Origin of the sequence: Labrenzia sp. PHM005 (assembly GCF_006517275.1) — a bacterium.
Classification (GTDB): Bacteria; Pseudomonadota; Alphaproteobacteria; order Rhizobiales; family Stappiaceae; genus Roseibium.
Window position 1 is genome coordinate 2,585,325 of the sequence record NZ_CP041191.1, and the last position, 21,247, is coordinate 2,606,571.

Genomic DNA, 21,247 nt, shown 5'->3' on the forward strand with positions numbered 1-21,247 from the left:
GCACCTTTGCCTTGCCCTCCTCTTGTCAGGAGCAGAGCCTTTGAAAGTCTCTCAGAAGCTGCCAGCGATCATGGTCGGAATTGCATTGTTTTGTTCAGCCGGAGTCGGTGCTGCGAGTTATATCTCCGGTGCACAATCCGTGCGGGATCTGGCGGAAGAGCGGTTGATGGGCTTGGCGGAAAGCCGCAAAGATGCCTTGGCGGATTACTTTGCTGCGAAACAGGCGTTGATAAAGGGGCATGCAACAGGCAAGGGGCTGCGTGCGGCTTATTCGGACTTTGATAAGAATTGGGCAAAGTACGGTGACAAGGCCCAGGCGATGCTCACCAAGATATATGTCACCAACAATCCTCATCCAGTAGACCAGCGGGCGGATCTGGTGAAAGCTGGGCGGAAGCCCTACGACAAGGCACATTCAAAACATCATCCGGCCTTACGTGAATTCGCAGTGGCCAACAGTTTCGATGAGATTCTGCTGGTGAATCTGGCAGGAGATATTATCTACACCGTCCAGAAAAAATCGGATTTTGCGCAAAACCTGAACATTGGCGACTGGAAAGAAACCGCAGCCAATAAAGCTTTTCAGGCCGCATTGAACGGGGCACCGGACCAGGCGCATATCATCGATGTGGAGGATTACGCCGCCTCTGGTGAGCCGGTTGGGTTTATGTCGGTTCCGGTGTCACTCGGATCCAAAGTGATCGGTGTTGCCGTTTATAAGACTGCTGTCTCGAAGATCAGCGGCATGCTTGGCAAATATGCAGGCCTTGGAGAGACGGGGAATGTCTTTCTGGTCAACAGTGACGGACTGATACAGAACGACAGTTTCCGTACGCCGGACGTTTCGGAAGTCACGAGCGACCTCTTGAAAGGCAAAAGCGTTCTGCAAGTTCTTGGCACCTCTCCCAAGTTTGAAACGCTGGCAGATCTGGAAGGCCGGGAGGTGTTCGCGGCAGCGGTGCCTTTCCAGTATCTCGGCAAGGACTATGCTCTTGTCGTTGTGCAGGACACTACTGAGGTTCTGGCGCCACTGGCCAGCCTTCGCAATTGGACGCTGTTGATTGCAGCTGTCTGTGCGCTGGGCGCAGGGCTCCTCGGAGTATGGGTTTCCAAGCGGTTGTCGGACAGAATAAGTGCCCTTGCCAAGGTTATGGGGACATTGGCCGAAGGGGATGCAACGGTAGAAGTTCCGTCTCAATCGGCAAGTGACGAGATTTCACAAATGGCAGATACTGTCATTGTCTTCCGCGAAAATGCCTTGGAACGCGAGCGGCTCGAGTTGGAGCAAAATCAAAATCAAAGAGCCCGGGAAGAGCAGACGCAAAAAGTTTCTGAGCTGATCGAAGGCTTCCGAGGTGAAGTTGAGCAAATGCTGGATACGGTTGTTGAAAACAACAATCAGATGCAGGCTGCTGCGGAAGGTCTCAACGGGATTGCAGATGAAACTTCGGGTGAAGCGACAAACGCTTCTGCTGCTTCCGAGCAAGCATCGGCAAACGTTCAGACTGTCGCATCGGCCTCGGAAGAATTATCAGCTTCTATTCAGGAAATTGGCCGCCAGGTCGACAGCACAACCGAAATCATTCGCGGGGCTCTCGGTTCGGCGCAGGAAACCAACGAACGCATCGGCGGTTTGGCTCAACTTGCTCAAAACATCGGGGATGTCGTCAATCTAATCTCGGACATTGCCGAACAAACCAACTTGCTTGCGCTCAATGCTACGATTGAGGCTGCGCGCGCCGGCGAGGCTGGGCGCGGGTTTGCGGTCGTTGCATCTGAGGTCAAAGAACTTGCGACGCAAACGGCAAAGGCGACCGAGCAGATTGAATCCCAAGTGTCTGAAGTTCAGGCGGCCACGAAAGATGCAGTGTCTGCAATCGCCACAATTGCCGAGACAATGGCAACAGTGGACAGCTACACCGATAACATTGCTGTGGCAGTCCAGGAGCAGGGGCAGGCCACCACTGAAATTTCAGCAAATGTCCAGGAGGCTGCACAAGGTACACGCACTGTCGCTGGCTCCATGGTGACCATTAGCGACAAGTCACAGATCACCAGTTCATCTGCAGCAGACGTTCTTCGGGCTTCCACAGATGTTGCGGAAAAAACAGATGTCTTGAGAGGAACGGTTGACCGTTTCTTGAAAGCGGTTGCGGCGGCATAAGCTGATCACGGTTGCCAGGTTCAGCCACCCGGCAACCGGCGGGATGTGTCTTCCAGATAGTCCGGATCAGCCTTTTTCGCAAAAGACGCCCGCCAGGGTGCTGCGAGTTCCGGCAAGTTCGCCAATGCCAAGGCTGTGGCACTGTCCAGCCTCGGGTTGAAGCGGGCCATAATCACGTTGCGCAGGTTCCAGTCCGGGCAAGGGCGTTCGACAAGCGTCATCGCCGCGCCTTCCTGGATATGGCCGGTTTGCAAGACGCGGTAATACCAGCCTGTCTTACCTGTTTTTTGGAAGTTGGCGGCGAGAGCCGGATTGGACGTATGCAGGTTGAGTTTCCAGCAAGGCTGGCGGCCTTGAGCAATCTGGAGGCGGACCGAACCCACAGCAAACACGTCGCCAATACAAAGATCAGCCTCGGTGAACCCGTGCGAAGAGATGTTTTCACCGAATGTCCCGGGCTCGTAGGCGAAGCCGTCTGTGCCAAAAAGTTCCGCCCAGTCGGCGTAGTGTTCCGAAGGATAATGGTGCAGAGCCTTCTCCGGGCCGCCGTGAACTTCCAGATCGGCCTGTTGGTCGTCAGAAATGCCGGTTTCCGTCACAAAAACCGATCCGCCAACCCGGTTTTTGCGGATCGCAGACGGCGCTTTTCCGTCCCAACGCTGTTCCGGTTTTCCGGTATAAAGTCCGAGGATCTCTGCGGCTGTCGTCATGTCGTTGCTTCCTGCTTGGCAGCGTGTTCGTGGCAAATCTCGTTTATTTCAGACGATTTCAAGGTCACCTCTAACAGCTGGCAGTACTGGCCTGAAGCGGTTTCCTGGTGGTGTCTGCAGTCTTTGCAAAGGCCAAAGGACTTTCCGCCACGCTGGTCAAGAAGCTGACGGACCAACGCGCTTAAACCATCCTGCAGAGCAATCGCCTTTTCCATCGAAAGTCCCGCGATTGCGTCCTCCATAGCCGACTGTGTTTCCAGCATCTTTAGGCCGGGGAGCGTGAGGTCATAGCGGATACTGCGTTTGTCTTCCGGCAGCCGTGTCTCGGCAATCAGGTCCTTCCGGGCCAGCGCTTTCAAGGTCTGCGAAGCGGTTCCGCGCGTAGTCGCAAGATAATCGGCGACATGGGACGGCGCCCGGGAAAACTTGTTTGCCCGGCCGAGATAGGCCAGCGCAGCATATTGCGACGGATTGAGCGGGCCATTCCATTCTTCAGCAGCGTTCAGGCGGCCTAGCCGGTCAATCAGGTCTGCAATGAGGCGGCTTTGTCGTTGGGGGTTCAGCATGGAAGTTTTATAGCGAGTCGAAATTAAACTTGCAATAATAGCGACTCGCTATTATTAGGTTGGCTTCTTTCAACAAGGAGAACATCCATGCTTAAGAAACTTCTTGGCGGCCTGGTTTCCGTACTGGTTCCTGCAACGGCGTTTGCAGGCGGAGATCATAGCGGCCACGCGATCCATCAACACGGCGCGGTCTTGTCGAGTGAAAATGTCGAGATCGACCAAAACTACGATATCCTGGCAGCACACGTGCACCGGAGCGGGCGAATTGTGACGTTTCACATGACGCTGAAAGGAACGGCCGGTGCAACGGTTCCTGAACCGGCCGGCCAGCTCGCGGGTGCCCCGGTTGAGGCCTATGTCTGGCCGACATCGCTGAAGCCGGACGCTGTGGGATTTGAAAGTGAAGATGGCATTTTGGCGTTGGTTGCCACGTCCCATCCCGACTTCGATGATACGCCACTTTTTGATGAGGACGGGGATGGCGATGCCGGGAACGATGGCGCCAAATGGCATTCCCATTGGGTCGTGCTAACGCCCAATGAAGCATGCGGAGCCGGGACCTTGTCTGTGAAGGATATTCCGGATGGTGTTTCACCAAAAATGCCAGCCACCTGGCCCGGATTGCCGATCTACATCGATAGCCCGGGCTATTCTCCGGTGCTTTCAGGTGAGGAGATCACAATCAATGTCAGCTTTGATGATCCGGCCATCGCCAGCGGAATGTCTTATGACGGCGTGACGTCCGCCCTACGGGTTAATCAGAACATCCACGCGCCATTGCTCTGCGTCGTTGATGTCTTTGATGTTGCATCTGGAGATCTCAGCCTTCCAGGAAAGCTGAACTGAAAATCGCGGCCATGGCTGCAAACAAAAAAAGCGCCGGCATGGCCGGCGCTTTGACGTCTTCTGTGATCCAGAAAATTAATTGAACAGACTGGAAACTGATTTTTCCAAGGCTGTGCGGTTGATCGCTTCGCCCATCAGCGGCGCGATGGAGATCGCCCGGATGTTCGGCGCAGCGGTGATCGCAGCGGTCGGCTCGATGGAATTGGTAATTACCAGCTCCTTCAGCTTGGACGAAGTCACACGCGCAACCGCGCCGCCAGACAAAACACCGTGGGTAATGTAGGCGGTCACCGACTTGGCGCCCTTGGCGAGGAGCGCATCAGCTGCGTTGCAGAGCGTGCCGCCACTGTCGACGATGTCATCCACCAGAATGCAATCGTAGCCATTCACATCGCCGATGATGTTCATGACTTCCGATTCTCCAGGCTTGTCGCGGCGTTTGTCGACGATGGAGAGTGGCGCCTCAATGCGCTTGGCCAGCGCTCGGGCGCGAACCACACCGCCAACATCCGGAGAGACGACCATTACATTGTCGGTCGCGTAGCGCTCCTTGATGTCTCGGGTCATCACCGGGGCTGCAAACAGGTTGTCGGTGGGAATGTCGAAGAAACCCTGTATCTGCCCAGCGTGAAGATCCAGCGTCAAGACGCGATCTGCACCGGCCTCAGTGATCAGATTGGCCACTAATTTTGCGGAAATCGGTGTCCGGCCGGAGGCGCGGCGATCCTGACGGGCATAGCCGAAATAAGGGATCACGGCCGTGATCCGGCGGGCCGAGGACCGGCGAAGCGCATCAATAATGATCAAGAGCTCCATCAAATGGTCGTTGGCCGGATAGCTGGTGGGCTGGACGACAAAGACGTCCTCACCGCGTACGTTTTCCTGGATTTCTACGAAGATTTCCTGGTCGGCAAAGCGCCGGACCTGGCATTTGGCCAATGGTACATCCAAATATTTGGAGATTTCCTCAGCCAGGGCTCGGTTGGAGTTGCCCGCGACGATCTTCATAAGCCGCAAGTCCTTCTGGTGCGGAGCCGGGTCTATTGGGCCAAGGTGGCCGGATAAACACGCGGTTGGAGCCTAAGTCGTTCAAGGTGCCTCTTGCCTGGACTTTTGCTAAAAAACCTCGGCAGGCGGCGGCGTTGTAACAATCAACCGGTCAGACGACAACCGCGCTATTGGAGTCTGGCGCGGTTTTTTTCGTTTTTATGACGAACAAGGTGCTTGAACCGTTTCAATAGGTTCTTATTGGTTGAGCCAGGCCTTGATTTCCACCACAGATCGTTCCGCGATGCGCGAAAGCACGTCGGATGAGGCGCCCGTCCATGGATCTCCCGTTGATCCTCCCGTCTCCTCCGTGCCAGAGATTCGCTTCAGGCGGCGTCCCGATCTGTCGACAACATCAAACACATAAAAGATGGTGCCCTGGCCGGGCTGTCCTGTTGCTGCCAGGTAGCCATTGACCCGGTAGGTGGCGTCGGCGCCGACACGCCTGACCAACTTGAGGCCCTGAGTGGCCGCTTTTGCGCCGATTTCGGATGACAATTCATCCGCTATGTTTCCGGGCGCGCCCGTGAACGGTTCGAAGGCGAAAGTCACGCCCTGTTCCTGATCAATCTCCTGGATGAATTGTGGAGCAGTTGGCGTTGCAGATATCGCTGATGGCGGCTGAGGCGATCCTTGGCAAGCTGCCAGGCCAATCAACAAAAGAAGACCGCCCGCGGCCTTAAAAAGGTTTGCTTGAGCAATTGAGATTCTTTTGCACATGAAGACGGTTGGCCTGATTTATGTAATTTACGAGAGAGTCGGTTGCCCGGAAAACCCGGAATCCCGCTCAGATCGGGTTCTGGTTTAGCCCGACTTGCGCGGCAGGTCGAGAGGGATGGTGGATAAGCAGGGTTTTTGGACCTTGGGTTTTTATCCTGATCGACCCTTTCTTTCGAAAAATGAGTCTTTTGGCCAGCGCCAGTGTCGAGGAATTCGGGTGAAACGGCAGGAGAACCATGAGCCTCGATGATCTCTTATTGTTGCGGCCTTTCTGGCGTTTGGGAACAAACTCAACCCTTGATCATGATCGCACTGACCTGCCGTCCATAATCCGGCTCCTTGCGGTGCGTCGTCCGGCGGTAGGAAAAAAACCGCGCTTCATCCTTGTAGGTGCAGATATTCATGGCATTGACGTGCGCCAAACCAAGGCCGGTAAGCCGATCTGTAATGAAGGCCGGCAGGTTGAACATATGAAAACCGTCTTGGGACGAGGGTATGAAATACTGCGCCCAAGAAGATGATTCCGATAAGAAGCGGTCGTGGAACTCCGGGCCGACCTCATAAGAAGCTTGCGAAATGGTGGGGCCGAGCACCGCCCGGATCCGGCCTCTTTGCGCACCCAGGTTCTCCATCGCAGCAACCGTATTTTGAAGAACACCTGAGATCGCCCCCTTCCAGCCTGAGTGGGCCGCACCGATGACGGATGCTTCAGGATCAGCAAACAACACCGGACCACAGTCCGCCGTGGAGATGCCCAATGCAAGGTTGGGGGTTGCGGTGACCAGGGCATCCGCTTTGCGGCTCTGATCATCCAGCCAAGGGCCGTCAACTGTCAGTACATCTGGAGAATGGATCTGATAGGGCGAGACCAAATGATCGCGAGCGACGCCAAAGGTGCGCGCGACACGGGACCGGTTCTCCAGAACCAGATCCCGGTCATCGTCCGAGCCAAGGCCGATGTTCAAGCTGTCATACAGACCGGAGGACACGCCGCCCTCGCGGGTGAAGAACCCATGTGAAAGTCCGTCAGACTGAAGTTCCGGAGCTTCGAGTTTCATGTGGCTCTCCAAAATTGGACTCATCCATTCTCAAATGCACTTAAGGTGCCGGATCAAATGGCGCAAAGGGTATTCCGTCTGTAGTGACGGCCAGGACCTTAAAGAGAGATCCCATTTGGTCAGGGGCCGCCAGGCGTTCAACCGCATCACGGATGCTGTCTTGTTGGTGTGGCGACTTTCCGGCGCCAAGGCTGCCAGCACGTTCCAGGAGCCCAGCCCGCAGCAGGAATTCTCCTTGTTCGAGAAGCGGCAAGGGGACAGCTCCGGCAGCCTGCGCGGCGAGGGCAAGGGTCTCAAAATTGACGTGGGCCGTAATGTCGGCTTCGCCGGGATGCGCAAGAACATCATCATAGCTGTGTTTATAAAGGGCCTGTAATGTGTCTACGGCAGCCGATTTCGCGTAGCCATAATCTATGAAAAGCGCGATGCCGCCGTGTTTGGCAATCCGTGCGGCGATTTCTTCTGCGATCGCATTGGCCGCAGGTTGGGTTTCCAAAATGCTGCCGTCTGACGCGCTAACGGCTCCGGCCGGAATTGCAGTATCGGGCAGTCTGGCTACGCCGACGCCAAAAACAAGGTTGCCTTTATCGTCTAACCCCACCTGGCGTTCCTGCCAGCCGCTGGCTGTTTTGACGAATTGGTGAATGGGTAGAGCGTCGAAAAACTCATTCGCGATGACAATCAACGGGCCGTCCGGCACCTGGGCAAAGTGATCCCGGAACTCCGGTTGAAGCGGAGCTGTCTTTAGCGTGTCGCTCTGAACTTGCCGGAGGCGCGGGCTCATTTCGACAAGGTTTAAGCGTGCCGCATTGAGGAAGGCGGGCCGCTGTACAGCAACCCTTAGAAAGTCTGCCATCAACGTACCGCGCCCCGGGCCAAGTTCCACCAGCTGAACGGCCTCCGGCGCGCCGAGGCTTTCATAAGCTCCCAGGCAAACGGCGCCGATCAGTTCGCCAAACATTTGGCTCACTTCCGGCGCTGTGATGAAATCGCCTTTACGGCCAAATGGCTCGCGTGTTGTGTAATAGCCGAACTGCGGGTCGCTCAGGCACAGCGTCATGTATTCGGCAACGGACAACGGTCCGTCGGACATAATGCGTTGGCGAAGTTTGTCTTTCAAACACGTCACTACTCAGCTACCTGGCTGGGGCGTTTGGCGGCCCAAATCATCGCGGCAATTCCTGCCAGAATCATCGGGGCGGACAACAACATTCCCATGGTCAGGAAACCGCCGAAATAACCGATATGGGCGTCAGGTACCCGGTAAAACTCAACGAAGGACCGGGCCAGTCCATAGCCGCAGGCAAAGGCGCCAGCTAAAAAGCCCGGCTTTTTCAGAAGATGAAACCGGTGGCTCAATACCCGGAGAACCAAGAATAGAACAATACCTTCCAGGGCCGCTTCGTAAAGCTGGCTCGGATGGCGAGGTTCAGGACCGGCGTTGGGAAAGACAAACGCCCAAGGAACATCAGTTGGCCGGCCCCAGAGCTCACTGTTGATGAAATTCGCCAGCCGTCCAAAAAACAATCCAATCGGGGCAGCACAGCCCGCCAAGTCGAACATAGTCCAAAGCGGAAAACCGCGCTTCCACGCAAACAGGATCATGGCAATGACCGTTCCCGCAAAACCGCCATGAAACGACATGCCGCCGGACCAGATAGCGAGGATTTCTCCCGGATTTGCGAAATAGTAGGTCGGATTATAAAAGAGCACATAGCCGAGGCGGCCGCCTAAGATAATGCCAAATGTCCCCCACAGGACAAAGTCATCGAGATCCACCGGCGTTGGTCTCTTACTCCCGGCCCACAGCCCGTCGTTGAGCACAAGCGCGCGCATGTAACGCCAGGCCAAAACAATCCCGGCGATATAGGCCAGCGCATACCAGCGCAGAGCAAATGGGCCGATTTCAACAATGACCGGATCAATGGCTGGGAACGGCAGGGCAAGAAGAGGGGGCAATCTGAAACCTCATGAGGTCGGTAACGCTGCGAAGGCGGCTTTTCGGTGGCAACGCTTGCGCGATCTACTGCGCTGCGTCAAGGCTCTCGACATGCATCATTCTTGTTCAATACCGGCGTTATACTGAGTTTCCGATTGGCTGCGTCGATATCGAAGCTTGAAGTTGCCTGCGAACCCTCATACGTAGCGTGTATCTGGAATTTCCTTATATAGGAGCGGCATATGACCCAAGGCCCGAACCGTTTGCTCGATGACTTTGCCAAATTGATGACCGATGCCGCTGGTGTCGCACAAGGGGCCCGCCGCGAAGTGGAAACTGCCTTTAGAGCTCAGGCTGAGCGGTTCATGTCGGATATGGACATTGTCTCGCGCGAAGAACATGACGCTGTTAAGGAAATGGCAGCTCGTGCCCTCGACAAAGTTGAAGAGCTTGAAACCCGTCTTGCTGCCCTGGAAGGCGGCGATAAGGATGCGCCATCCGGGGATTAATGCTGCTTGGGTAAGGTGGCGCTACAAAACCGAATCGTGACGGTAGAGGATGGTCCGGTGAACCGGGCCATGCCTTCTGGGCAAATTACCTTGCCAAGTTAGTGCAATTTAGTGTGATCGACCGATTTCTGTTAACGAATCATGACGGTAATGTAACGGTTGAACTTGGCGGAATTGCAGTGTTTTTGCGCATTTTGGCTAATTAAGCTGCTGAGTCGTCCACAAGTTTCGACATTTTTATTGAATTTGGTAGGTAGGCCGTAAGTCCTTCCTGCTCCTATACTCAAGGACAACAGGGATTCGTCGGAGCAAGACGGAACCGGTCATTGATTGGGCCAGTTAAGGACGCGTCTTTGCTCCTCTGCTTGGGACTTACCCCGGCGGCCCACCCGGTTATCCTAATCGGGTACTCGGCCCCGGCTGGAAAGGGGAGTAGGCATCATGAGCCTCATCGAGATCGACTTCGAGAGACCTGACAACCCCGTTGATACCATCGAAACTGTGGCCGCATTGAACGACTGGACGTTCGAGCGCTCAGATGATGATGAGATCACGATCTCCATTGCCGGAAGCTGGTGTAATTATCATGTTTCCTTCTCGTGGATGGAGGATGTTGAAGCCTTGCATCTGGCCTGTGCCTTTGATCTCAAAGTGACAGAGCTCAGAAAGACGGAAGTCGTTCAGCTTCTGGCTCTGGTGAATGAGCAATTGTGGGCGGGGCACTTTGACCTCTGGAGCAAAGAGGGCGTGGTGATGTTCCGCCAATCGCTCATTTTGGCAGGCGGCGCCGAACCGACTTCGGCACAGATCGAAACCATGCTGTCGAATGCCCTTGAAAACTGCGAACGTTTCTATCAAGCATTCCAGTTCGTTGTCTGGGCCGGTCACAGCGCACAAGAAGCGCTCAGCACCGCTCTGTTCGAAACTGCAGGAGAAGCATGACCTTTTCAAAAGAGCGCCCCTTTCTGCTTGTCGGTGCTGGCAAGATGGGAGGGGCCATGTTGTCCGGCTGGATGGCGGACGGTATTGATCCGGCTTCCATTCTGGTACTGGATCCATTTTTGTCAGCCGAAGTCAGCAATCTGCTGACCAAGCACGGCATTCGGCATGTCACCGACGTGCCGGAAGAGATGACCGCCGGCATCGTTTTGGTGGCCATAAAACCGCAGATGATGGACGAGGTTCTGCCTAGCCTGGCGCCGGTGATTGACCAAGAGACATTGGTTTTATCGGTTGCCGCAGGCACACCTGTCTCTAAGTTTCAAAGTGCATTTGGCGATATTCCTGTCGCGCGCTGCATGCCCAATACGCCGGCAATGGTCAAACGTGGCATCACCGCCGTTTTTCCGAACCAGAAAGTTTCTGAAGAGCAAAAAAGCACGGTCACCCGCCTGTTGACGGCAGTGGGGAAGGTGGTGTGGCTCACCAGTGAAGACCAGATCGATTTGGTGACAGGTGTGAGTGGCTCGGGGCCAGCCTATGTGTTTTACCTCGCAGAAGCCCTGCGGGAAGCGGGCAAAGCAGCCGGATTGCCGGACGCCCTTGCTGACGAACTGGCGATCGCGACGGTGTGCGGCGCAGGGGAGCTGATGCATCAGTCGGGCGAAGATCCAGCAATCTTGCGTCAAAACGTGACCAGCCCGAACGGCACGACGGCTGCGGCACTGGATATCCTGATGGCCAGCGGCGGTTTGCAGCCCGTGATGACGGATGCCGTGGCAGCCGCCGTCAAACGTGCCCGGGAACTTGCTGGTTAGCTAAAGCATTTGGGGTGCGGCGAGATACCCCTTTTCGCCGCATTCCGGGTTTCCTATGTTTCTCATAAGACAAGGAGATCCGGATATGGCGACCGCAAAGACGAAGCAGAAGATCCTCACCACTTTTTTGGACCTGCTTTCGGAGCATCCTTACGAGGATGTTTCTTTGCAGCTGCTTGCGGAGACGGCAAAGGTCAAGCTGTCGGAGCTGCGCCGCGCCTATTCTTCCAAGCTGGCTTTAGTTGAAGCCTTTTACGAGAGTGTCGATACGGCCGTTCTAGATCAGCGTGACGAGGATCTTGGCGATCAGCCGCCCCGCGATCGGCTTTTCGATATTCTGATGACCCGCATCGATGTCTTGGCCGAGAACAAAGAGGCTGTTCGGGCGTTTGCTAAGGCTGCATCGCAGGATCCTGGCCTTGCCTTGGATTTCAACCGCTTTGCCGTCCGCTCGCAAAAATGGATGCTGGTTGCCGCCGGGATCGATCTTTCCGGTATTAAGTCCGGTATCGTGGCGCAGGCTCTGGCGGTGTCCTTTTCCCGTGTGGTCGACACCTGGCTGGACGAACCGGATGAAGGCATGCCGCGGACCATGTCCCGCCTCGACAAGGAACTCGACAAGGGATCGTCCTTCATGAAACGGCTGAACCGTCTGGAGGGCGTTGCCAAAGGATTCCGGAAGTTTGTGAAGGCAGCTTCTAGAAGGCGGTCGCGGCGCTCTGGCCGGGACAGATATCCAGACGATGATTACGCTGCGGATTCCGAGCCTGAGGCAATGCGGGAAAGCAGCGTGTAATTCTGGGCTTTACTCGTACCAATTCTGCCGCCATCTTCGCTTCAAAATGATGGAGTGACGTGTGAGCGACCAGATTAGTTTTGACGATTTTTTGAAAGTTGATGTCCGGGTTGGCCGTGTAATCGAGGCTGAGGAATTTCCTGAAGCCCGGAAACCGGCTTACAAGCTGAAAATCGATTTTGGACCGGAGATCGGCATCAAAAAAACCTCAGCCCAGATCACCAAGCATTACACTCCGGAAACTTTGAAAGACCGGCTGGTAATGGCTGTGGTCAACTTTCCACCGCGCCAGATCGGACCGGTGATGTCGGAAGTCTTGACGCTTGGCGTACCCGATGGTGACGGTGAAGTGGTTCTTCTAACGCCAGACAAGGATGTGCCAATCGGCGGCCGGCTTTATTAAGCCGGAATTCTTAGCCGGGCTCTGAGGCCACCGAGCGGGCTGTCTTCCAGATAGAGATCACCGCCATGAGACCGGGCGATGTCGCGGGCAATGGCAAGCCCCAGTCCGCTTCCGGTTTCATCCAGGTTTCTGGCAAGATCCAGCCTTTGAAAAGCGCGAAATGCCTGGTCGCGCTGGTCCTCCGGAATGCCGGGCCCGTTATCGTCAACGGTGATGACCAGCCAATTCTTCTCAATGTGGCCGCCAAGCGCGACGCGATCGCCATATTTGCAGCCGTTGGTGACAAGGTTGGCGAGGCATCGTTTCATAGAATTGCGGCGCAAGAGAACTTCCGACGGTCCTTTAAAGTTCGCGGACACCGTGTTGCCGGAAATCTCCGCTTCTTCTTCCAATTCTTCAAAAAGCAACGCTACGTCGGTTTCCTGCGGGTCTTCGTCTCCGTCGCCTTTTGCAAATGCTAGGTAATCTTCCAGCATACCGCTCATCTCGTCGACGTCTTTACGCATAGCATCGCTTTCCGGTGTGTCGCCAAGGAAGGCCAGCTGCAGGCGCAGGCGCGTTAGGATGGTGCGTAAATCGTGGCTGACACCCGCCAGCATGGTAGTGCGTTGCTCGATCTGACGTTCAATCCTGCGGCGCATATCTGCAAAGGCGATGCCGGCCCGCCGGACTTCCAGAGCACCGCTTGCCTTGTAGTCATCAACCGGGCGTCCCTTACCAAAGGCTTCAGCGGCATTGGCGAGCCGGATGATTGGGCGCATTTGATTGCGTAGGAACAAGACCGCGATGATGATGAGCACAACGGCGGTTGAGAACATCCAGACGAGAAAAATATGTGAGTTGGACGCATAGGTTTGGCTGCGGCGGGTAAACACGCGCAGGATCGCGTCGTCCAGCTGAATGCGGATCTCTACAAATCGGGACCGGCCGACGGTGTCGATCCAAAATGGCCGCCCAATGGTCTGTCCGATTGCCTTGCTCAGTTCCTGATCAATCACGTCGAAGAAAGGTTTGGGAGCAGGCGGCGGCAGTGGTTCTAATGGCAACACCGACATCGACATGCCAAGTGCACGCGATCCCATTTCCTCAATTTTTGTATGTTCCGGGTCTTGCGGAAAATTCTCCAGCGCATAGACAACGGCAGCAATCTCACGCACGACCGCTTCGGACATCCGCCGGGAAACCAGCTGATAGTGGCGCTCCATAAACACAAAGGCGATCACGGATTGCAGGATAACAACCGGGATCACAATGATGAGGAAGGTTCGCGTGTAGAGGCCCTTGGGCATGACCCGGTACAGAAAACGGGACACGCGCCGATAGCCACGATGAACCGTTTGAAGGGGCAGATACGGGGTAAACCTCTGGAGAAGCCTCTCAATGCTTGCCATACGTGCGGAGCCTAGTCACATGCGAGCCGGTAACCGATGCCGCGGACCGTTTGCAGAAATATCGGATTTCCAGGATCTTCTTCAATTTTCCGCCGTAGGCGATTGATTTGAACGTCGACTGTGCGTTCTCCTAGGCCGCTGTCATCGCCAACGATCTTGTGCCGCGGAACAGTCGCGCCCGGCTGCTCAGCAAAGATCGACAAGATTTGTTTTTCCCGGTCGGTCAAGCGGATGGATTTATCGCCATTCTTCAACTCACCGCGAGAGGTATTGTAGCAGAAGGGGCCAAACCGTATTTCGGTGACGGTGGTCGGCGGCTGATACTGGCCGCGCCGCAAGATGGCGCCGATCCGCAACAGGAGTTCTTTCGGCTCAAAGGGTTTTCCCAGATAATCATCAACACCGGCCTCCAATCCCGCGATGCGATCCGGGGCGTCGGTCCTGGCCGTCAGCATCAAGATCGGGACCTGGGATGTCTGGCGCAGGGACGCGGCGAGCTCTGTGCCTGTTTCACCCGGCATCATGACGTCCAGGATAATGAGGTCGAACTCCAGGCCGGACAGGCATACCCGTGCTTCTGCCGCATTGGCCGCTGCCGACACCCGGTAACCATTGTCTTTTAAAAGCCGCCCAAGAAGATCTCGGATCCGGCTGTCGTCATCCACCAAAAGCAAGTGGGGTGCATTGTCTTCGGGAGCGGTCGCGTTCATTACCGGTCACGTTTCCTTCCAAACACAGGCATCGGCCGGAGCCGGTCAATCTTACAGGTCATACGAACTGCGTATCAGTCCGATGATGTCATCCCGGGCTTCCGGATCAATCACTTGCAACAAAAAACGCCGGACGACTTTATCGGCCCCATCTGGCAATCCAATTAGGGCACGTTCAAGGCGGTTTTGTTGCAAACGGGCCAGGTCGTCCGCCAGTGCTCGGCCCTGATCAGTCGTATAGAGCAGACGCTGGCGGCGGTCATGCGGTCCTTCACGCTGTTCGATGATCCCGGCATCGACGAGTTGCTTCAAAACCCGACCGAGGCTTTGTTTGGTAATCCGCAAGATTGCAAGCAGATCCGTCACCATGATCCCTGGATTGCGTTCCACGAAATGGAGAACTCTGTGGTGCGCCCGGCCAAAATCATATTCGGCCAGAACATCGTCCGGATCGCCGGTAAAATCCCGGTAAGCAAAGAATAAAAGCTCGATCAAATCATAAGGAACGGCATCTACAGGATCCCCTTCATCTCCTGCCGGTGCCAGCCGACTCATTTTATTGGATTTGGAGGGTAAGGAAGCTTTGAAATTTATGTCAGTCATATTGACTTATTTCGGACCGATTGTTACTTGTTGACGGCGGCGCGCGAAATGATTGGTCGTTTTGTTGCTTTTTTCAGCATTTACTGACAAACGAATCCAATCAGGATCGGCGCGCTTCTCAAGGATACCGATAGTTGACGTGCTGTGCAAAAGATACAGCCATTCGATGGGCCTTCTTTCGCCAGAGCCAATTGAATAGCAACTAGATAATGAAAACATGCTCTATAGAGCGGGCGGGAGTTAAGAAATGGCTGGAAAGCCCTTTGATCAGCTTACGGGTGATATCTGGTATGATGGCACCTTCGTGCCCTGGTCGGATGCCAAACTGCATGTCTTGAGCCATGGACTGCACTACGGCAGCAGCGTGTTCGAAGGCGAGCGCGCCTATGGCGGCCGTATTTTCAAGTCCGAAGAACATACGGAACGTCTTCTAGCCTCTGGGCGTGAACTCGGGTTCGAAATTCCCTGGACAGCGGAACAGATCAACGCTGCCAAAGAAGAAACTCTGGCACGCATGAACCTGACCGATGCTTATCTTCGCCCGGTTGCTTGGCGCGGCAGCGAGATGATGGGTATTTCGGCGCAAAAGAACACCATTCACCTCGCGATCGCTGCTTGGGAATGGCCGAGCTATTTTGCACCGGAAGAACGCCTGAAGGGCATCCGCCTCGACATGGCGGACTACCGCCGTCCGGACCCGAAAACCGCGCCATTTAAGGCAAAAGCGGCCGGGCTTTACATGATCTGCACCATTTCCAAGCATGCAGCCGAGGCCAAGGGGTATACCGATGCCTTGATGCTGGACTGGCGCGGTCAGGTCGCAGAAGCAACCGGTGCCAATGTGTTCTTCATCAAGGATGGAAAGATCCATACGCCAACACCGGACTGTTTCCTGAACGGTATCACCCGTCAGACTGTTATCGGCCTTGCCCGGGACCGGGGTATTGAGGTTGTTGAGCGGGTGATCATGCCCGATGAGCTCTCTAGCTTTGAACAGTGCTTCGTGACCGGTACGGCGGCTGAAGTGACCCCGGTGTCCGAGATTGCGGGGAACAACTATGAAGTTGGCGAGATCATCAAGACACTGATGGAAGATTATGACGCGGCTGTTCGTCCGCAAGCCGGCGAGCTGAAAACGGCTGCCACAGGCTGAGTACAGTACTGTTCCTGAACTTGAAAGGCGGCCTCGGGCCGCCTTTTTTATGTGCGGTTGCCGGTGAGCGGCTTGCGGCCGCGGATCTTGGCAAGGCGCCGACCACTGCTGACCGCCATGCCGGCATCATGCTGGATCGCAAGCAGGGCAGGGGTTATCGAAATCACCAGAAACAAACCAACCGCCAGCCCATAGGACAGGGTGATGACCGTGGGCAGCAAAAACTGCGCTTGACGGCTGGTTTCAAACAGTAACGGCGCGAGCCCGAAGACGGTTGTGGCGCTGGTCAGAATCACCGGACGCAGCCTGTCGCTGACACCATTGATTAGGGCTTTCTTGAACGGCTGGCTCTTGGCGTAGTCGTCAATCGTCGTAACCAGAACGATGCTGTCGTTGATGATGATTCCGGACATGCCAATGAAACCGACCACGGAGAACATCGATAAGGGAATGCCATGCAGGTAATGCCCCCACAACATACCAATCGCGCCAAAGGGGATAATTAGCATGATGGTCAGTGGCCGGGTCCAGGATTCAAAAATCCAGGCAAGTGTCAGATAGATTCCGGCAAGACAGAGAGCAAAACCAAACATGGCGTCGGTGAGGAAGCTGCTTTCCTGTTCGGCTAGACCTCGGACTTCGCTTTCAACATCAAATTCCGCTGCCAGCTGCGGCAAGAACTCTTCAGTCAGGCGTTTCATGACCAAGCTGGCGGCTTCCGGGTCGTCTTCGGAGATGTCTCCGGTCACCTGGAGGGTTTTCAATCCGTCGGTGCGCCGAACCGAAGCAAAGCCGTAACTGCTGGACACTTCGACGATTTCGTTCAGTGGCACATAGGCGCCTGCATTTGTTCGGATACGTGTGGTGTAGAGAAACGCAGAATCGACTTCGTCATCCGGCATCAAGATTTTTACGGTCGCAGTCCGGCGGCCGACTGGGAACTCGGCAACTTCGACACCTTCCAACCGGTTGCGCAGGATCCGGGCAACATCGTCGGTGTTAAAACCGAGTGCTTCACCGCGCGGAGTGAGAGTAAGGTTCAATTCAGGTTTGTCGTAGGCGAGGGTATCTTCCAGACCGCTCACCCCATCCAAAGATGACAATGCAAGCTTCAGGCTTTCAGCCGCAGCCTTCAATGTTTCTGTAGAGGCGCCGTACAGCCGGATATCTATTGCATCTCCACCGGGACCGGAATGGTCTCCGCGCACAGACAGAATTTCCAAAAGTGGCGGGCGGTTAATTTCCTTGCGCCAATCCCGAATAAATCCATAGGCCGAATAGGGGCGCAGATCTGGATCGATCAATTCGATCGAAATACCACCGAGCAGATCCGCATCTTTGGTGTCTGCACCAGCCAGACCACGGCCAGCAGTGCCGCCGACAACCGTCAGTGCGAATTTTATCGGATTGGAGCCGTATTCGTCTTCATACCGCTGCCCGGCGGTATAAAGCGCTCGTTCCAATTCCTTGACCATGTCCTTGGTGTTGGCCCGGTCTGCCCCTGGCACCATGGCAAAACTTGCCGAAATCACAGTCCGTTCCGGAGCATTAAAAAACCGCCAGCGAACCGAACCATCAAAAAACAGCGACAGCGATAGAGCCAATATCATCACCGCAAAACCGAGAGTGGGATAGCGTGCGGTGATGACCCAGGACATAACGCGCCGGAATATGTTCTCGCGGTACCAGACAAAGGCGCGATTAAACATGCGGTTCGGCCAGTCATACCAATGCTGCTTCTTGCTGGCGGCAAGGGAATGGCGCATATGAGCCGGTAGAATTAAAAAAGATTCGACCAGACTGGCGATCAAGACAACGGACACCGTGAACGGAATGTCCGCTATGAGGGTGCCAAACCGTCCGCCGATGGCAACCAGGCCCGCGAATGCGATCAATGTGGTGATGGATGCGCTGAACACGGGCGCTGTCATTCGCCGGGCGGCGAGACTGGCAGCTTCCGCGGGCGAATACCCCCTCCGGTGCAAGAAATCTGCATGCTCCCCGACAACAATGGCGTCATCAACGACGATGCCGAGGCAGATGATCAGGGCAAAGACCGACACCATATTGAGGGTCAGTCCAAAGAAATACATCAACCCAATGGTGGCCGTCATGGCGACCGGAATACCTGCGGCAACCCAAAAGGCTGTTCTTGAGGAGAGAAACAGAAACAAGAAAGCCAGTACCAGCCCCAATCCGAACAATCCGTTTTCGATCAGGATGCTCAACCGGTCGATGATGTTTTGCGAGCGGGTTCGTGTCAGCTGAACTACGACGCCTTCTGGAAGGGATTCTTGATACTCCGCCGTAATCCGCTCCACTTCCCTTTGGATGGAAATCGTATCACCCTGTGCGCTTCGGTCGACCCGCAAGACGACGGCCGGCATGCCCTTATGGAAATAGGCCCGGCCACTTTCGACACCTTCAGTTTGGATATCAGCCACGTTTCGAAGGTGCAGTTTCTCGCCCTGTGCCGGAGCCTTGAGGACGATTTCACCGAGTTCCTGCTCACTGCGGCGGTTTTGCCCCGTTCTGAGGCGCGCACTGCCACCGCTGACATCGCCAGCGGGAGTAGTCTCCATTTCGGCCGCCACAACATCTGCGATGCCATTGATGGTCAGGCCATGCTGGATCAGCATGGCTTCGCCCACATTCACGCGGATGATTGGGTTTTCTAAGCCGCGCAGGCTTACGCGGGTCACGCCTTCGCGGAACAACTGTGTTTGCAAGTCTTCGGCGAACCGGGCGAGCTGGTCGATGTCTACAGGACCGTAGATGACAACATCGGTCACTCGGTCGCGATAAACACCCCGGGTGATGACGGGTTCGTCTATTCCATCTGGAAGACTGGACCGGGCCTGGTCCACGGCGGCTTTGACGTCGTCCGTCGCCTGGCCCATGTCCCAGCCGTCTTCGAACTTCAGTTCGATGCTGGCCCGGCCCTCACGGGCAACGGAGGTCGCCTCATCGACGCCATTGATCGACAGCAACTGCGGGCCCAGAATTTCAACAACCGCTTGGTCCATATCCTCAGGGCCGGCCCCTGACCAGGAAATGTCGATATCGACATCTTCACGCACAAAATCAGGAAAGAACTGGGTCCGGATTTGAGTTCCTGCGGCTATTCCGAATAGCAGCATCAACAGTAGCAGGAGATTGGCTGCCGTGCGGTGCTGAACCATGTAGTCCAGAAACGATGCGAAACGCGGACCTCCCGGGGAGCGCATGATCAGTTACTCCGCCAAGGTTTTCGGGCGGCCGATATCATGCGTGTCATCCCCGGCGCTCCCGGCGCTGTTCCAGGCGCTCGATCAAGTCTTTGGGAACCATCGGCTTATTCAACAAGGCAAGAAGTTTTGCTTTGCGATGTTCGGGCATGTTGCTGTCGGCGAGTTGCTGGATCAGCGCTTCCCGCCGTTCCGGCTCTAGGGCGACCAGGTCACCGGGAGGTGTGGCTTCTCCCGATTGCGACAGAGCAGGATCAGTATCTTGTTTCAAATCTTTCTGGCGGGGTGTGACTTTTAGACCAGGACCAAGTTGAGGCAGGCGTTCACGCACATACGTTGCATTGAAGGGCACATTTGTCAGCACGACTTCATCGCTCATCCGGCGCAGCACTTTGGCGGTAATTTCTTGCAGCCGGCTGTTTTCATCAACGAGCATCAAACGGCCGTCCTCGGTGATTGCCGCGGCTGGCACCACCGCGACACCGGTCAGTTCGGGCTCCTGAACCTCGACTTTGACAAAATCGCCCGGCCGCAAAACTGTCCCAGGGCCAATGTCGAGACTTGCAAACAGAGTTCGGCCTGCTTCGCCTTCTGCGACAACGGCAGCAGCGCGGTCGATATGCGCAGGAAGTGTCACGGACCGGGCGCCGAGTTCCAACGTGATGGTGACGGGCGCTTTGATCAAAGTACCGCTTTCATCAAGCAGGCGCGAGAACTCGCCGGTCGAAAGCGGAAAACGGACTTCAAGGGCTGCAGGGTCTATCAGAAGTGCGAGTGTTTCGGAGGGACTGACCCGCCGGCCAAGATTCGCATCGACGTCAGACAAATATCCCGCGAACGGCGCGGTGAGGGTGGTTTCTTCCAGAACTCGTAGAGCATCTTCCATGGCCAGCTGAGCGCGCTGGACACTGAGATCCATACGTTCGACTTTCTTGCGCGCTGTGATGACCGACTGAAGCCGGTTGCTCAGAGCCTGTTCTAAAGACGCAACCGCAAGCTCTTCGGTTTCCACCTGTACTGCGGTCGAATAGCCCTTATCCCTGAGCTGGAGTTGCCGCTCGAGCGCTTGTTTGCGCAAATTGAGTTGACGCCGGGCCGCTTCCAGTTCCTGTTCCGCTCCGACAATAGCTTCTTCTGCTTCCGTCTTCTGAGCTTCTGCATCGGCCAGTGCCGCTTCTGCATCAAGATACTGGAATTCGGCATTGGCCGGATCGATGCGTAGGAGCAGTTCACCTTCAGCGACCGCCGCGCCGTCCCGGAATTTGGTGGCAACTTCCACAAGACGGCCTTCCGAACTTGCTCGCAACTGCAAGGTTCGCCAGCTTTCGATTGTACCGTAAGCGGTCGTTATCGGGGTCACAGTTTGAGGGATTAACTTGGCAACATTGACAGCGTAACTGCGTTCACGGGCTGGGCGGGACCGGGCAGGTTCTTCCGTTGTCACGGATTCATATAAACGGTAGGCACCAAAGCCTCCGAATCCGACCATAACTGCGATCAATGCCAAGCCGATCAGGCCGCGCACCAAAAATCGCATTCACCTCTCCCACCATCGCTTGGACTTGCTGGCCTGTCAGGAGACCTCGGTCAACATGTAATGCTTTGTGCCTGTTTTACCATGTCTTTAAGGCGAGAACCTGAAAAGCTT

At 55.6% G+C, this 21,247-nt stretch carries 20 protein-coding genes; 8 read left to right on the plus strand and 12 right to left on the minus strand.

Going from position 1 to position 21,247, the window contains the following annotated elements:
* Positions 1-40 precede the first annotated feature (40 nt).
* Positions 41-2,164, plus strand: a complete 2,124-nt coding sequence (locus FJ695_RS11620; RefSeq protein ID WP_141185604.1) for a methyl-accepting chemotaxis protein — start codon at positions 41-43, stop codon at positions 2,162-2,164.
* A 20-nt stretch (positions 2,165-2,184) separates the two neighbouring features.
* Here the strand turns inward: FJ695_RS11620 and FJ695_RS11625 are convergent, their stop codons facing one another.
* Positions 2,185-2,874 (minus strand): MOSC domain-containing protein, encoded by a 690-nt coding sequence (locus FJ695_RS11625; RefSeq protein WP_141185605.1) that lies wholly within the window; start codon positions 2,872-2,874, stop codon positions 2,185-2,187.
* Positions 2,871-3,440: a MarR family winged helix-turn-helix transcriptional regulator gene (locus tag FJ695_RS11630; protein WP_141185606.1), complete on the minus strand. Its 570-nt coding sequence runs from the start codon at positions 3,438-3,440 to the stop codon at positions 2,871-2,873. The genes FJ695_RS11625 and FJ695_RS11630 overlap by 4 nt, the downstream gene beginning before the upstream one ends.
* 87 nt (positions 3,441-3,527) lie before the next feature.
* Here FJ695_RS11630 and FJ695_RS11635 point away from each other — a divergent pair, with 87 nt between their 5' ends.
* Positions 3,528-4,286 carry a hypothetical protein gene (locus FJ695_RS11635; protein ID WP_141185607.1) on the plus strand — a complete coding sequence of 253 codons (759 nt, stop codon included), beginning with the start codon at positions 3,528-3,530 and terminating at the stop codon, positions 4,284-4,286.
* Positions 4,287-4,361: 75 nt separating this feature from the next.
* Here FJ695_RS11635 and FJ695_RS11640 read toward each other — a convergent pair whose 3' ends face one another.
* From FJ695_RS11640 to lgt, 5 genes are all read right to left on the minus strand, one after another.
* Complete coding sequence (locus tag FJ695_RS11640) at positions 4,362-5,294, minus strand: ribose-phosphate pyrophosphokinase (protein WP_141185608.1); 933 nt, start codon at positions 5,292-5,294, stop codon at positions 4,362-4,364.
* 237 nt (positions 5,295-5,531) lie between these two features.
* On the minus strand, positions 5,532-5,885 hold the full coding sequence (locus tag FJ695_RS11645) for a hypothetical protein (protein ID WP_209011012.1): 354 nt from the start codon (positions 5,883-5,885) through the stop codon (positions 5,532-5,534).
* 458 nt (positions 5,886-6,343) lie between these two features.
* Positions 6,344-7,111: a peptidoglycan editing factor PgeF gene (gene pgeF, locus FJ695_RS11650; RefSeq protein ID WP_141185610.1), complete on the minus strand. Its 768-nt coding sequence runs from the start codon at positions 7,109-7,111 to the stop codon at positions 6,344-6,346.
* A gap of 40 nt (positions 7,112-7,151) precedes the next feature.
* A complete protein-coding gene (locus FJ695_RS11655; RefSeq protein ID WP_247653825.1) occupies positions 7,152-8,240 on the minus strand; it encodes a class I SAM-dependent methyltransferase in 1,089 nt (362 codons plus the stop codon).
* A complete protein-coding gene (gene lgt / locus FJ695_RS11660) occupies positions 8,240-9,070 on the minus strand; it encodes a prolipoprotein diacylglyceryl transferase (protein WP_209011013.1) in 831 nt (276 codons plus the stop codon). The genes FJ695_RS11655 and lgt overlap by 1 nt, the downstream gene beginning before the upstream one ends.
* Before the next feature lie 222 nt (positions 9,071-9,292).
* Here lgt and FJ695_RS11665 point away from each other — a divergent pair, with 222 nt between their 5' ends.
* From FJ695_RS11665 to FJ695_RS11685, 5 genes are all read left to right on the plus strand, one after another.
* The gene (locus FJ695_RS11665; protein ID WP_141185611.1) at positions 9,293-9,559 is read left to right on the plus strand and encodes an accessory factor UbiK family protein; all 267 of its coding nucleotides are present in this window, start codon (positions 9,293-9,295) and stop codon (positions 9,557-9,559) included.
* Between the two features lie 441 nt (positions 9,560-10,000).
* The gene (locus tag FJ695_RS11670) at positions 10,001-10,501 is read left to right on the plus strand and encodes a YbjN domain-containing protein (protein ID WP_141185612.1); all 501 of its coding nucleotides are present in this window, start codon (positions 10,001-10,003) and stop codon (positions 10,499-10,501) included.
* Positions 10,498-11,316 carry a pyrroline-5-carboxylate reductase gene (gene proC / locus FJ695_RS11675; protein WP_141185613.1) on the plus strand — a complete coding sequence of 273 codons (819 nt, stop codon included), beginning with the start codon at positions 10,498-10,500 and terminating at the stop codon, positions 11,314-11,316. The genes FJ695_RS11670 and proC overlap by 4 nt, the downstream gene beginning before the upstream one ends.
* Before the next feature lie 85 nt (positions 11,317-11,401).
* On the plus strand, positions 11,402-12,112 hold the full coding sequence (locus tag FJ695_RS11680; protein WP_141185614.1) for a TetR/AcrR family transcriptional regulator: 711 nt from the start codon (positions 11,402-11,404) through the stop codon (positions 12,110-12,112).
* Positions 12,113-12,173: 61 nt separating this feature from the next.
* Positions 12,174-12,515, plus strand: coding sequence for a tRNA-binding protein (locus FJ695_RS11685; protein ID WP_141185615.1), 342 nt, complete (start codon positions 12,174-12,176; stop codon positions 12,513-12,515).
* On the opposite strand, the gene FJ695_RS11690 is transcribed toward FJ695_RS11685, so the two are convergent.
* The 3 genes from FJ695_RS11690 to FJ695_RS11700 form a co-directional block, all read right to left on the minus strand.
* The gene (locus tag FJ695_RS11690) at positions 12,512-13,828 is read right to left on the minus strand and encodes an ATP-binding protein (RefSeq protein ID WP_371708985.1); all 1,317 of its coding nucleotides are present in this window, start codon (positions 13,826-13,828) and stop codon (positions 12,512-12,514) included. The genes FJ695_RS11685 and FJ695_RS11690 overlap by 4 nt on opposite strands.
* An 89-nt stretch (positions 13,829-13,917) precedes the next feature.
* The gene (locus tag FJ695_RS11695) at positions 13,918-14,616 is read right to left on the minus strand and encodes a response regulator (RefSeq protein WP_141185617.1); all 699 of its coding nucleotides are present in this window, start codon (positions 14,614-14,616) and stop codon (positions 13,918-13,920) included.
* A 51-nt stretch (positions 14,617-14,667) separates the two neighbouring features.
* Positions 14,668-15,171, minus strand: coding sequence for a MarR family winged helix-turn-helix transcriptional regulator (locus tag FJ695_RS11700; protein ID WP_247653826.1), 504 nt, complete (start codon positions 15,169-15,171; stop codon positions 14,668-14,670).
* Positions 15,172-15,466: 295 nt separating this feature from the next.
* On the opposite strand from FJ695_RS11700, the gene FJ695_RS11705 reads away from it, so the two are divergent.
* The gene (locus FJ695_RS11705; protein ID WP_141185619.1) at positions 15,467-16,372 is read left to right on the plus strand and encodes a branched-chain amino acid aminotransferase; all 906 of its coding nucleotides are present in this window, start codon (positions 15,467-15,469) and stop codon (positions 16,370-16,372) included.
* A gap of 47 nt (positions 16,373-16,419) precedes the next feature.
* Here the strand turns inward: FJ695_RS11705 and FJ695_RS11710 are convergent, their stop codons facing one another.
* Positions 16,420-19,599 (minus strand): efflux RND transporter permease subunit, encoded by a 3,180-nt coding sequence (locus FJ695_RS11710; protein ID WP_141185620.1) that lies wholly within the window; start codon positions 19,597-19,599, stop codon positions 16,420-16,422.
* A 46-nt stretch (positions 19,600-19,645) separates the two neighbouring features.
* Positions 19,646-21,136 (minus strand): efflux RND transporter periplasmic adaptor subunit, encoded by a 1,491-nt coding sequence (locus tag FJ695_RS11715; protein ID WP_141185621.1) that lies wholly within the window; start codon positions 21,134-21,136, stop codon positions 19,646-19,648.
* Positions 21,137-21,247 lie beyond the last annotated feature (111 nt).